At 34.5% G+C, this 14,196-nt stretch carries 10 protein-coding genes; 8 read left to right on the top strand and 2 right to left on the bottom strand.

Features of this window, described 5'->3' with window-relative positions:
• The first annotated feature begins 73 nt into the window (after window positions 1-73).
• From ACE01P_RS18855 to ACE01P_RS18840, 4 genes are all read left to right on the top strand, one after another.
• Window positions 74-2,593: an L-rhamnose mutarotase gene (locus ACE01P_RS18855; protein WP_379700557.1), complete on the top strand. Its 2,520-nt coding sequence runs from the start codon at window positions 74-76 to the stop codon at window positions 2,591-2,593.
• A 178-nt stretch (window positions 2,594-2,771) separates the two neighbouring features.
• Window positions 2,772-3,836, top strand: coding sequence for a Gfo/Idh/MocA family protein (locus ACE01P_RS18850; protein WP_379700555.1), 1,065 nt, complete (start codon window positions 2,772-2,774; stop codon window positions 3,834-3,836).
• The gene (locus tag ACE01P_RS18845) at window positions 3,833-5,413 is read left to right on the top strand and encodes a sodium:solute symporter (RefSeq protein WP_379700553.1); all 1,581 of its coding nucleotides are present in this window, start codon (window positions 3,833-3,835) and stop codon (window positions 5,411-5,413) included. Before ACE01P_RS18850 ends, ACE01P_RS18845 begins: the two co-directional genes overlap by 4 nt.
• A gap of 195 nt (window positions 5,414-5,608) precedes the next feature.
• Complete coding sequence (locus ACE01P_RS18840) at window positions 5,609-6,892, top strand: hypothetical protein (RefSeq protein ID WP_379700551.1); 1,284 nt, start codon at window positions 5,609-5,611, stop codon at window positions 6,890-6,892.
• Between the two features lies 1 nt (window position 6,893).
• Here the strand turns inward: ACE01P_RS18840 and ACE01P_RS18835 are convergent, their stop codons facing one another.
• Window positions 6,894-7,103 carry a helix-turn-helix transcriptional regulator gene (locus ACE01P_RS18835; protein WP_379700549.1) on the bottom strand — a complete coding sequence of 70 codons (210 nt, stop codon included), beginning with the start codon at window positions 7,101-7,103 and terminating at the stop codon, window positions 6,894-6,896.
• Window positions 7,104-7,267: 164 nt separating this feature from the next.
• Between ACE01P_RS18835 and ACE01P_RS18830 the strand changes: the two genes are divergently transcribed.
• Window positions 7,268-7,465, top strand: coding sequence for a SymE family type I addiction module toxin (locus ACE01P_RS18830; protein ID WP_379700547.1), 198 nt, complete (start codon window positions 7,268-7,270; stop codon window positions 7,463-7,465).
• Between the two features lie 225 nt (window positions 7,466-7,690).
• On the opposite strand, the gene ACE01P_RS18825 is transcribed toward ACE01P_RS18830, so the two are convergent.
• Complete coding sequence (locus ACE01P_RS18825) at window positions 7,691-8,905, bottom strand: MFS transporter (protein ID WP_379700545.1); 1,215 nt, start codon at window positions 8,903-8,905, stop codon at window positions 7,691-7,693.
• Window positions 8,906-9,005: 100 nt separating this feature from the next.
• Here ACE01P_RS18825 and ACE01P_RS18820 point away from each other — a divergent pair, with 100 nt between their 5' ends.
• The 3 genes from ACE01P_RS18820 (at window position 9,006) to ACE01P_RS18810 (ending at window position 14,137) form a co-directional block, all read left to right on the top strand.
• Complete coding sequence (locus ACE01P_RS18820) at window positions 9,006-9,824, top strand: AraC family transcriptional regulator (RefSeq protein WP_379700542.1); 819 nt, start codon at window positions 9,006-9,008, stop codon at window positions 9,822-9,824.
• A gap of 191 nt (window positions 9,825-10,015) precedes the next feature.
• Window positions 10,016-12,202: a family 78 glycoside hydrolase catalytic domain gene (locus ACE01P_RS18815; RefSeq protein WP_379700540.1), complete on the top strand. Its 2,187-nt coding sequence runs from the start codon at window positions 10,016-10,018 to the stop codon at window positions 12,200-12,202.
• 258 nt (window positions 12,203-12,460) lie between these two features.
• Window positions 12,461-14,137 carry a hypothetical protein gene (locus tag ACE01P_RS18810; protein ID WP_379700538.1) on the top strand — a complete coding sequence of 559 codons (1,677 nt, stop codon included), beginning with the start codon at window positions 12,461-12,463 and terminating at the stop codon, window positions 14,135-14,137.
• Window positions 14,138-14,196: the final 59 nt, after the last annotated feature.

Raw genomic sequence — 14,196 nt, 5'->3', positions numbered from 1 at the left:
ATTTGTAAATTATATACGCTTAAAATTGACTGCCTCATAATTTTTACCCAGAAAAAAATCAAAATATTAAATAATGCGTTTGAATTCATTTACTAAAATCCTGAGCTTCTTTTTAATCCTCTGCGTTTCATTTTCTATGAGCGCGGCTGAAATTTGGGTTTCCCCGAAAGGGAGCGACAAAAATTCAGGGACAAAAGAAAGTCCGTTGGCAACGGTTCATATGGCAATGAGAAAAGCTAGAGAACTACGTCGTTTAAAAGATTCCTCTATAAAAGACGGTATTCGTATCATTATAATGGGTGGAACGTATTATTTGAATGAACCTCTGTTTGTTAGACCTGAAGATTCTGGAACAGCAGACAGTCCAACTACAATTGAAGCTGATGTAAATGCAAAACCAATCATTAGCGGTGGAATCGAAATCAAAAACTGGACAAAATCGACAACTATTATCAACGGACTTAAAAAAGGTTCGGTTTGGGTTGCTGATGCTCCTAAAAAAGCAGGAAGTATTATTGATTACAGACAATTATGGGTAAATGGTAAAAAAGCTGTGAGAGCCAAAAATACTGCTGGAACCACAATGGAGCGTATTCTATCATGGAATCACGAAGAGCAAACGTGTTGGATTCCGTTTAAAGATAAGTCGGTGAAGTATGAGCCGGGAATGGAAATGTTTATTGTGCAATGGTGGTCGAATGCCAACTTGCGTATCAAAAATATTGAAGTACAAAAAGACAGTGCGAAACTTTCGTTTGAAGAACCAGAAAGCCGTATTCAGAGCGAGCACCCGTGGCCGGCACCATGGATTTCTAAAAACAACGGAAATTCAGCTTACTTCTTAAACAATGCTTTTTCACTTTTAAACGAACCCGGAGAATGGTATTTAGATAAGAAAAATGCTAAAATCTATTATATTCCAAGAGCTGGTGAAGAGATTAATTCAGTTACAGTTACTGCTCCGGTTTTAGAAAATTTAGTTGAAGTAAAAGGAACAATCGATTCTCCTGTGCATCATTTTAGATTTAAAGGAATTTCGTTTCAATACAGCAACTGGCTTCGTCCTTCACAGCAAGGTCATGTGCCGTTGCAATCTGGTTTGTATTTGTTAGACGCTTACAAATTGAAACAACCAGGAACTCCAAATCAGGCGAATTTAGAAAATCAGGCTTGGGTGGGAAGACCTCGTGCAGCGGTTGAAGTTAATTATTCAAATAACATTCAGTTTGAATCTTGTCGTTTTGAGCATTTGGCATCGACTGGTTTAGATTTAAATAAAGGAACAAATCACAATACCGTAAAAGGAAATTTATTTAAAGATATTGGCGGAAGTGCTATCAATGTCGGCATTTTCTCTGAAGAAGCTTTTGAAGCGCATTTGCCTTTAATTATAAAAGACGAAAGAGAAATGTGTTCGGATGAAGTAATTGCTGATAACTTAATCACAAACGTAACCAATGAAGATTGGGGAACTTTGGGAATCAGTGCTGGTTTTGTTAGAAATATTACGATTGAACACAACGAAATTTCAGATGTATCGTATTCTGGTATGGCAATGGGCTGGGGTTGGACGCATACGCCAAATGTGATGCAGAACAACAAAATTTTAGGAAATAAAATTCATCATTACGCGAAACATTTACATGATGTAGCGGGAATCTACACACTTTCTGCACAGCCAGGAAGCCGAATTGAAGAAAATTATATTGATAAAGTTTACAACAGTCCGTATGCGCACGATCCGTTTTTATGGTTGTATTTATATACGGATGAAGGAAGTGAAGGTTTTACGATTAAAAACAACTGGATTGCCGAAAAGAAAATCCTAAAAAACCATAACGGTCCAAAAGGAAATATTTGGGAACACAATGATCCTTATGTAAGTACGAAAATTAAAGATGCTGCCGGAATTAGAGCGCCTTATAAAGATTTAGAAAAAGAAGTCGTAATCGACGAAAAATGGGGATTGCAGGAAATGCCAAAACCATACGCAATAGAATTGATTGGTTCTGATTTTGACATCGAAAAAATCAAATCGACTTTAGTTGGATTCAGAATTGTTGGTCAGGAATTGTACCAATGGAAAAATCATTTGGTAATTTATGGAAAAATGAATCAGCCAGAAAGAACGAAGCGAAAACTGGCGGGCGCTTTTCCTTCTTTAGAAATAAAAATCTATGAAGATCTGGTTTACGATTTCCAAAACTTTGAAAGATGTAAAGATTCTAAACCTGCGTCAGATTGGGAAAATGTAGTTTTGACAGCCAATCTTCCTGCTGATGAAAAAGGGCAAAAAGAATACGTAGAATATCACAAAACGCAATTCGAAAAATGGCCAGAAGTAGCAAAAGGTTTCTGTAATGCCGATTTCCAGCAATTGCAGGTTTTCAAAAAAGACAGACAATTAATCTTGGTAATCAGTATTCCGAAAGGCGAAAATTTGGATAAACTAAATCCAAAAACAACACAAAACAATCCTCGCGTAGACGATTGGAATGCTTTAATGAAAAAATACCAAAGCGGAATCGATGGCACAAAACCAAACGAAACTTGGATTTTCTTAAACAAAGTAGAAGTAGAAGCAAAAAAATAAAAAGATAGCCACGACCCGAGCGATAGCGAACAGGCGAAGCAATTCACGAATTTTCTTTTTTAAAATCTTTGCGATTATTCTTTCGAATTAATTCGAATAATATTAGATAAAGTATATAAAAAGAAAATTCGTGAATTCGTGGCAAAAAAAAAACTAACAATCTAAAATAACTAACCCCATGTTAAAAATAGCCATTCTAGGACTTGGAGAAGGACGTAGCACAATGTCGGCGGCTTTAGAAAGTTCAAAATTAGAACTTGTAAAAGTGTGCGACAGAAGTGAAGAAATCTGCAAGCAGAGAGCCAAAGAATTCGATTTTCATTCGTACACAACCAATTACGATGATTTACTAAACGACGCATCAATTGATATTATCGCGATTTATACGCCAGATCATTTGCACGCACAACACGTAAAACAGGCATTATTGCATGGAAAACATGTCGTTTGTACAAAACCGTTTATCGATGATCTTTCAGATGCAAAAGAATTGTTAGAACTAAGCAAATCAACAGGAAAAAAGGTTTTTATCGGGCAAAGTTCACGTTTCTTCGAACCAGCAAAAAGACAAAGAGCAGATTACGAAGCAGGATTAATTGGCGATTTAATTACCATTGAAGCACAATACCACGCTGATCACAGATGGTTTTTAAAGAAAGAATGGTCTTTATTACAGTCATTTAAATGGTTGTACGGAGGTTTGAGCCATCCTGTAGATTTCATAAGATGGTATTTGCCAAACATTCAGGAAGTAATGGGTTACGGAATGATCAGCGCTAACGGACAATCGGCAGGATTGAAAAATGAAGATACAATGCACTTTATTTTCAAAGCGACTGATGGAAGAATTGCCCGTGTGAGTGGTGTTTATACTTCGCCAACTCAGCCAGCGCAACGTGACAGCGGGATGAGTACCATTTTAAGAGCAACAGAAGGAGCAAGCCAAGCCGATTATCACGAATTGCGTTATGCAGTTACCGATAAAACAGGTGAGGAAAAAGTAGTGACTTGGGGCGACAGCACTTTAAAATATTATTTCCGTTTTGAGGGACAAAGTCATCACGGCGGAGAATATCAGAATTATTTAGAATATTTTGTAGACAGTATCGAACAGAATTTCGAAGCGTATCCAAACATGGAAGAAGGAATTGGAACCGTAGCTTTATTACAAGCAATGGACAAATCGCTGCAAACTGGAATGCCGGTTAAAATTGCCGATATTCTTAACGAATACGGACTATGAACAGTATCTACGATAAATTAACGACACTTGATTTTGTAATTGTGGCTGGTTATTTAGTCGCATTATTAATCATTGGTTATGTGGTAAGTGTCAAGCAGCGAAAGAAAGACGAAACGCTTTTCTTGGCTGGAAATTCATTAAACTGGTACAGCATCGGGTTTAACATGTGGGGAACCAATGTGGGGCCGTCGTCTTTATTAGCCTTTGCCAGTATTGGTTATGCAACAGGAATTGTAGCAGGAAATTTCGAATGGTACGCCTTTGTTTTTTTACTGCTTTTGGCGATGGTTTTTGCACCGCGTTATATTGCGAGTAAAGTAAGCACAATGCCCGAATATATGGGAAAACGCTACGGCGACAGTACTCAAAACATTTTAGCTTGGTACGCTTTGGTAAAAATCTTGGTGAGCTGGTTGTCTTTGGGATTATTCAGCGGAGGCGTTTTAGTGCGTCAGATTCTGGGAATTCCGATGTGGCAGAGCGTTACCGTCTTAGTAATTTTCTCAGGAATTTTTACTTTTGCAGGAGGATTAAAAGCGATTGCTAAAGTCAATGTTTTTCAAATGATTCTGTTGATTGTGGTTTCATTAACGCTTTCGTATTTAGGGTTGCAAAAGGTTGGCGGAATTGAAGCTTTAGCAGCAAAAACACCTTCTAATTTTTGGAATTTAGTTCGTCCTTCAGATGATACAAGTTATCCGTGGCCAGCTATTTTATTAGGATATCCAGTTGCTGCAGTTGCTTTTTTCTGTACCGATCAATCGATGGTTCAGAGCGTTTTAGGAGCAAAAAATTTAGAACAAGGACAACTTGGAGTTAACTTTATTGGTTGGCTGAAAGTTATGGCGCTTCCGTTATTTATTTTACCTGGAATTTTATGCTACGCTTTATATCCAGAATTAGGAAGCAACTCCGATTTGGCTTATATGACGATGGTTACAAACCTTTTCCCAAGTGGAATGAACGGATTGGTAATCTGTGTAATGATTGCGGTTTTGGTAGGAACAATTGGTTCTTCGTTGAATGCTTTGAGTACCGTTTTTACGAATGATATTTATGTAAAGAAAATCAACCCGACAGCGACTATTAAAGATCAAATTAGAATTGGTCGTTTAACGATTGCTGCAGGATGTGTATTTGCGATTTTGATAGCCGTTGCGATTGACAACATCAAAGGACAGAACTTATTCAACATTTTTCAGGCGGTTTTAGGTTTCTTGGCGCCTTCATTATCTGTTGTTTTCCTTTTGAGTGTTTTCTGGAAACGCACCACTAAAAAAGCTGTAAATGCAACGCTTTCTTGGGGTTCTGCTTTTAGTTTATTTGTTGGAGTTTTATATTTATGGATTTTCCCAGCCGATAAATACCCAGTTTGGCCTCACTTTTTATTGATTTCGTTTTACATTTTTGCTGTGCTTTTAATTGCTGCAGTGCTAATTTCGTTAACCGATAAAAATCCTGAGGTTAATGTTTCAGATGAAACTGATATTCCTAAAACTAGTAAGAAAGTCAAGTTGTTGTTTGGATTGTTAGGATTGGTGATTTTGGCTTTGTATTTGGTTTTTAATGGGAATTAGGTAATTCAATAAAAACATAATAATAAAAAACGCTTCTTTATTTGAAGCGTTTTTTTACACCTCAATAATTAGGAAATAAAGTTTTCAAAAATATTTTTTAAATCAATTATATTTGATAGAAACTTTGTAGACTTTTTAATTGAGTGTTCAAGATTTTATTGCAAAATAAATTAACCACTATAAACCAAAAACGATATGGATCATTCAATAGAAAATTTGATTGACAATATTTACAATTCAAAGACAAAACAATATTTTCAAGAAGTTGTTCAAACTTATTATTCTAATTGTTTTAGATCTTCAATTGTAATGCTTTACTCAGTTGTTATATGCGATTTAATTTTTAAACTTGAAGATTTACGTGATATTTATAATGATTCGACAGCAAAAAAAATATTGTTAGAAATAGAAGTATTACAAAAGGAAAACCCAAGATCTCCTGATTGGGAGAATAAGTTAATTGAAATGATTCAATCTCGGACTAAATTATTAGAAATACCCGATCTTGAAAGTATAAATCAACTCCATAAGCATAGACATCTTTCAGCTCATCCTGTTCTAAATCAAACTTCTATTTTATATCAACCAAATAAAGAAACGGTTAAAGCTCATATTAAAAATATTCTGGAGGGTGTTCTAACAAAACCACCAATTTTTTCTGCAAGAATATTTCAGGATTTAATTGTTGATTTGGCAACAAATAAGGATAGGTTTGTAACGGATGATGAATTAAGTAGATTTCTTAATGCAAAATATTTTAAAGGCTTAAGAATGGAAACTTTCAAAGATATATTTAAAAAACTTTGGAAATTTGTTTTTAAACTTGAGAACGACGAGGCTGATCAAAATAGAGAGATTAATTTTAAAACTTTAGAAATTATATTTAGAAAAAATCAACCTAACATACTTGAGATGTTAAGGACAGAAGAAACTCATTTTAATGAAATTACGCCAGGTATATGCACAGATCATTTTTTTAATCTTTTGTTTAGAAATCCAAAAATATATCCAGTTTTAAGTGAACTTAATAAACAAAATATAGGAATTGAAATTTTAGCATCACAAGAATATAAATTAATGAGCTGGTTTGTATATGATTCATTTGATGATTATGCTATTAATATAATATCTGCCTTTGATGATAGTCCTAGATTTTTTATCAGTGATAATAAATATTTAAATATTTTAAATTTATATAAAGAATTTGATAAAAAAACGGAATTTATTAATTTGTTGAATTTGATTTATTTTAAAAGTAATTCTTTTGATTCAGCAGATTATAACTATCGACGTCTAGAAAGTTTTCTTAGTGATTATTCAGCCGATCAACTTATTCGTTTATTAGAAATTGTAAATAGCAACGGACAAATATCCGGCAGAGGTCAAGCTGTTTATTCTAATAGGATGATAAAAGAAGAGTGTGAAAAAAAATTACCAGCTGATTTTGATTACAGAAAATATTATCATTTTAGAACATAATTTACTTCCCAGTCGAAACCAGCAACTCCCGAATATCAACCTTCAAATATTTGGCAACCTCATAAAGTGTTTCAATAGAAGGCTGATATTCATTAGTACACCAACGCGAAACAGTAGCTACCGTTTTACCTAAATGGTTAGCTAATTCCTTACTACTTCTGTTGTTTTCAACTAAAACAACTTTTATTCTATTTAACCTAAGTTTCGACACAATGATGATTTATTGCTATATTATGCAAATATGATGCATTTTAAATATAATTAAAAATTATAAAAAAGTTAATCAAAAGCATCATGAAATTATAATTTGATGATATTTAATTATTATTTGTGATAAAATTATTACTATTTTTGTTTCTGTGAAAAAATAATGAGATGAAACAATCAGCAAAAAGGCAATTAAAAATTCATAGAAAATACATTTCAAGATCGTATAGTCGTTATGTGATATTTCCTGAAATTCGTCTTTGCGGAAAATGGCTTCAGGAAATCGGTTTTAATTGCGGGAAGTCCGTTACGGTTGAACAGGAGAAGAATAAAATTGTTATCACATTAAATAACGAATCAGAATAAAATCAGGCATTCAAACATAGCCCAAGGTTTCAACATTGGGAAACGTATTATTGCGGATTTACATTACGCTCCCAAGGTTGATACCTTGGGCAATGTTCTGAAAAGGATTATAAATAAAAAACACATAGCTTCTAATCTAGAAAACTATGTGTTTTATTAATAAAGAATTGCCTTTTTCAGACAATCTAAATACTATGTTTCTATGTGTTTAGAAAAAAAGAAAAATTATTTCTCAGTCTTTTTTCTTCCTTCAATATTCGGTAAAAAACCAGTGATAATACCGATCAAAGGCAGGAACGCACAAATTTTAAATACATATTCTATACTCGTTGCATCGGCGATTTTTCCTAAAACAGCAGAACCCAATCCGCCCATTCCGAAAGCAAATCCGAAGAAAAGACCCGCTACTAAACCAACTTTTCCTGGCATTAATTCAGTTGCGTAAACTAAAATTGCAGAGAAAGCAGAAGAAAGAATCAAACCGATAATTACAGATAAAGTTCCAACCCAGAATAAAGAAACGTAAGGCAATATTAACGTAAATGGAGCAACTCCAAGAATAGAAACCCAGATTACATATTTTCTTCCGAAACGGTCACCAATTGGTCCTCCAATTAAAGTTCCTGCTGCAACAGCTCCAGAGAACAAGAATAAATATACTTGCGATTGTTGAATTGAAATATGGAATTTATCAATCAAAAAGAAAGTGTAATAACTCGTAATACTACTCATGTAGAAGTATTTAGAGAAAATTAAAACTAATAGAATTACTAATGAAACAATCACACGGTTTTTAGATAAATGGTGTGTTTCAATTTTCATTGCAGATTTATTAGCCATTCTCTCAGATAAATGATCTGTGTACCAAATTGCAATTTTATACAAAGCAAAAATTCCAATTAAAGCGATAATACAAAACCAAGCCACATAACTTTGTCCGTTCGGAATAATGATAAAAGCCGCCAATAAAGGTCCGATCGCACTTCCTGCGTTTCCTCCTAATTGAAAAATAGATTGCGCCAACCCTTTTTTACCGCCCGATGCCAAATGCGCTACACGCGAAGATTCTGGGTGAAAAATCGAAGATCCAATTCCGATTAAACTTACTGACATTAAAAGGAAAGTAAAATTCGTAGCAATTGAGACTAGGAATAATCCGGTCATTGTAAAACACATTCCAATAATTAATGAATATGGTTTAGAATTTTTGTCGGTATACATTCCTACAAACGGCTGCAGGATTGAAGCTACGATTTGGTATGTAAAAGTGATGATTCCGATTTGCGTAAAGCTCAGTCCGAAATTGTCTTTGATAAGTGGATAAATCGACGGAACAATAGCCTGTAAAAGATCATTAATTAAATGCGAAAAGCTGATTATAAAAAGTATCGAATACGTCGTTTTTTTAATTACTTCTGGTTGTACTTTAACGGTTTCCATGAGTGTTTTTTAGGTTAATGGTATTTTTAAAAATTACAGCTGTATTAATTTTTTACAAAATTGAAATAAATAAGAATGTCAAAATTGCTATATTTGGACAATGAATAGTCAATATCGGACATATAGAGTTGCAACGGATTTTGGATACAAAGTAGATTCCTCAATCCCAGTTGTTGGTTATACTGAAATGGTAACCAACGAAATGTGTATTTCACACTCTCATCCAAGAGGGCAATTAATCTATGCAACGCGCGGTGTAATGAATGTTGTAGTAGGCAATAATATTTGGGTTGTTAATCCGCTTCAGGGCTTGTGGCTTCCGGGTGGAGTAGAGCATCAGGTTACTTTTCAGAAAGATGTAAATTATTATAGCGTTTTTATTGATCCGTCTGCAATGGAAGGATTGCCAGAAAATAGTTTTTCATTTGATATTCCGATGTTTTTAAAACAATTGGTTTTCAAAATCATTTCTTTCGGAACAAGCGGAAACTTAACAGATTCACAACGACGAATTATTGCCGTTTTTCTAGACGAATTGGCTTTAATAATGCCAAGCGCCACTTTTTTACCCACTACAAATGATGAAAGATTGCAGAAAGTAGTTGAGCTTTTAATGAGTGATGTTTCGAGCAAACAAACGATTGATTATTACGCCGAACTTTCTTTTATGAGCAGTAGAACTTTGTCACGCTTATTCATAAAAGAATTAGGAATGAATTTCAGCGATTGGCGAACCCGAATGAAATTATTGGAAGCCATAAAAAGATTAGGCGAGAAACAATCCATCAAAGAAATCGCTTTAGATTTAGGTTATGAAACAGCCAGTGCCTTTATTTTTATGTTTAAGAAACATTTAGGCACAACGCCTTCTAATTATATTTTAGAAGATGAAAATGAATCTGATAAAATGATTGCTTAGATTATAAATCCGTTTCATCAGCGTCCCATAAAAAATCGAGACATCATTTTTTTTAATACTAAAAAAGTGATACCTCATAATTTTTCCCTTAAAAAATTATCAAAAAGTAGTGTTTTTTATGAAATAGCAGGATAGTACAGGTTGTGAAATGTAAAGATAACACTTATCTTTAGTCCCAAAATACACTTACTATGCTAAACCGCTTTTCCATTTTTAAACTTTTATTGGTTCTTATTATTTTCTGTCCTTCCGATTCCTTGTTTGCTCAAGAGAAATCAAAAGAAGCGACATGGATTTGGTATCCAGGCGATTTCGAAGTTTGGTTAAGCAATAAAATGCAAGTAAGACGTACAGAACGCGAAGCAGTTTTTCCGCCGCTTTGGCAATATTATAGTCCGTATGCTTTGGTAACTTTTCAAACCGAAGTAGATATTCCAAAACCAGACGAAGTAAAAATCTTCTCTGAAGGACCTTTTCAATTACTTTTAGATGGCGTTCAAATTTACGGACAGCCAAAATCAATAACAGTTCCAGCTGGAAAACACAAAATTTCATTTAAAGTTTACAATCAAGAAGTTTTGCCAGCAATTTATATTTCTGGAAAATATGTGAAATCTGATGCTTCTTGGAAAGTAACCAACGAAGATAAACTTTGGATTGACGAAGCTGGAAAAGCACAGCAATCTGGCACGCCTTGGGTTCCTGTTGGTTCTTGGAATTTTAATTCGCCAGAAAGTAAACCTTCTGAATTTAAATTAACTACAAAACCTTTAAGTGCTAAAAAAACAGAAAAAATAGCTGGTGGTGAATTAGTAGATTTCGGAAAAGAAACTTTTGGTTATATCAAAATTCACGGTTTAAAAGGAAAAGGCAAAGTAGCGCTTTATTATGGTGAATCTCGTGAAGAAGCTTTGGATTCTGCCAAATGTGAAACTTTAGATCATTTAACTTTTGATGGAAAACAGACAGAAACTTACACACACGATGGATCAAAAGCATTCAGATATGTTCAAGTACAGGCAGATGCAGGCGTAAAATACGATTCGATTTCGATGCTGTATGAATATTTACCATTAGACTATCGTGGGGCATTCAAATCTTCAGATCAATTGTTGAATAAAATTTGGGATGTGTCGGCTTACACGATGCATTTAACTTCTCGTGAATTTTTTATTGACGGAATCAAACGCGACCGTTGGGTTTGGTCTGGAGACGCTTATCAAAGTTATTTAATGAATTATTATTTATTCTTTGATTCGCCTTCTGTAGAACGAACGATGTCAGCGCTTCGCGGAAAAGATCCTGTAACGGCTCACGTTAATATCATTATGGATTATTCGCTATATTGGTTTGTGGGTGTTTACGATTACTACTTGCACACAGGAGATACGAAATTCATCAAAACATACTATCCAAGAATGAAATCGCTGATGGATTTCTGTTTAGAAAGAAGAAACAAAAACGGATTCCTAGAACCATTAGAAGGTGACTGGGTTTTCATTGATTGGGCAGATGGACTGCCAAAAACAGGCGAAGTTAGTTTTGAGCAAATGCTTTTGGCAAGAAGTTTAGAAGCTATGGCTGTAAGTGCTGAAATCGCTGGTAAAAATGATGACCAAAAACAATATCAAAAATTAGCTGCTGATTTAAAAACTAGCTTATTTGATGTCTTTTGGGATAAAAAAGAAAACGTAATGAAGCACCAGCGTATCGATGGAAAAATGCAAAATATTGTAACTAGATATGCTAATATGTTCGGTATTTTCTTCAATTATTTTACGGAAGAACAAAAACAAAGTGTAAAAAATAAGGTATTATTAAATAAAGATGTTCTTCAAATCACAACACCATACATGCGTTTTTATGAGTTGGAAGCCTTATGTGCGATGGATGAACAGAAATTTGTTTTAAATGAAATTCGCGATTATTGGGGCGGCATGTTAAATCTTGGAGCAACATCATTCTGGGAAAAATACGATCCAAAACAAACCGGAAAAGGCCATTTAGAAATGTATGGTCGTCCTTACGGAAAAAGCCTTTGCCACGCTTGGGGAGCAAGTCCAATTTATTTATTAGGAAAATATTATTTAGGTGTAAAACCAACAGCTCCAGGATATTCAGAATATGAAATCAAACCAAATTTAGGAGGTTTAAAATGGATGGAAGGAAAAGTGCCAACACCAAACGGAGAAGTTGCCGTGTATTGCAGTACCAAAGAAATTAAAGTAAAAGCAGGCGAAGGAGAAGGAAAATTAATTTTCAAAAGCGCAAGCAAACCCAAAACAAACTCAGGAACAATTACAGAATTAGCAAAAAATAAATATCAGCTTATTGTAAAACCGAATGTGGAGTATATAGTGAATTATAAAGCGATTTAATTTCTTAGTGATTAGCTCTTAGTAATTAGTGATTAGCGCATAGTTTATAACGTTCAGTTTGTCATTTCGAGGAACGATAAATCACACTCGTAACCACAAAGATTATCACGCTAGTTTTGTCATTTCGACGAAGGAGAAATCTCCGCGACAATATTCGACAAAGAGAAGAAATACTTTGTAGAGCTTCTTGCGGAGATTTCTCCTTCGTCGAAATGACAAGATTGTGGAAATGCTGAAATTAATAAAAAATAAAAACCAATGTTTTCAAAAAGTAAAAAATACAATTTCAAATTAAAAACGGCCATTTTCTTTGCGCTGGCATTCTGCATTCAAGTTACAGCACAAAACGCTTGGAAACCAGCTTCATTTGAAATCGTAAAATCCAACTACAAAACTTTCAAAACCACTCAATACGCTCATGTTTTTTCAGGAAGCAAACACAATATTGTTCGTTTAGCTCCAGAATTGCAAGGATTGACAGGAATTGAACTTCCTTTAGATAAATATAAAAACGGAACAAATGCTCCTTTACAATTAAAGTTTAAAGAACCTGTAACGGTTTTGGTTGGTGTTTTTCAGGATAAAAATGCTGAATATCTTCAATCTGAGAATCTTAAAGATGCGAAATTAATTTTAGAAAATGGAGTTACCATTACAGGATTACCTCCAGTAAATGTTTATGCGCTTTCTTTTTCAAAAGGAACTCAAACTATAAATCCACAAGGAAAAGGATTATTTGCCATTTTAGGAGTTGTAAAAGCTTCTGAAAATTTAAAATCAAGAAACGCCGAATTACCAGATGGAAAACTTTGGAATCCAACTTTTATTGTAGAAGGATTCTCAGATGAAAAACCGCTTTTTGAAGTTATTGGTGGAGAAAATAAACCCGTTATTGATGAAGGAATGTCTGGAACTGAAGGAATCCAAGGAGGTTTTGAAGGTGGACGCGTGGTAAAAGTGGGCGATACGTATCATATGTTTCCAACAGAAAGAGCGGGTGAAAAAGGCGTTGATTACTATTATGATCGTGTAAAAACTAAAATCGGACATTGGACAAGTAAAGATGCCATTCATTGGAAAAGAGAATCAACAATCTATCAAGCAAGCGGAACTTACGCTGTAACAGAAGACGATAATCCAATGAACGATCGTCGCGCTGCAATTTGGTCGTATATGCCTGTTTTTAATGAAAAAGCAAACAAATGGTACGGCTATTATTTGGCGTATACTGTAAGTAAAGAAATAGAACCAAATCACTCATTCGGAAGAATTTGGCGTTGTGAATCGATGGTAGAAGGAATGGAGGGAATCGGTGGTCCGTATAAAGATATGGGAATTATTATGGAACCAGGATTAGATTCTCAACCTTGGGAAGGACGTCAAGGTGTTGCTTCTTTTTTTCCATACCAAGTTGGCGACAAATATTTCGGATTTTATAGCGGGGCTTATCCGTTTAATTCTTGGGCAGACTATCCAAAGAAATCAGGAAAAGGATGGTTTGTAGCTTTAGCCGAATCCAAAAGTTTAGAAGGCCCTTGGTTGAGAATGAACAAAGGTTTGGAACCAATTAAAACAATGCATCCGCTTTTTGTTGAAAATCCAATTGTGAGCCAATTACCAAACGGATTGTATATCGCAATTTTCGACGGAGGTCCAGACGGTTGGGGACATCATTTACCTAACATGATTGCGTATTCATTATCAGCAGACGGTGTTAATTGGGCAGAAGCACATTATTTGCCAATCGAAACCAAAGTAGATAAATGGTGGGATATTATGAGAACTCCACTTTGCCTAATCCCAGAAGGAAACGACGTTTATACCATAGTTTATAATGCAATCGATTTAAAAAGAAGATTTCATCCAACAGGAATGGTAAAAGTAAAATTGAATAAAGATGTGATGGAATCGAAGTTGAAAGAATTGAAGAAGTAAGAGACGGGATAGAAGAAAGAAGCAAGAGGCAAGATTTTTAGAATATGAAAGAAAAAACT

Source organism: Flavobacterium sp. HJSW_4 (assembly GCF_042436695.1).
GTDB lineage: Bacteria > Bacteroidota > Bacteroidia > Flavobacteriales > Flavobacteriaceae > Flavobacterium.
The sequence above is the reverse complement of the archived record's forward strand: the minus strand, read 5'-3'. Positions and strand labels throughout refer to the sequence as shown.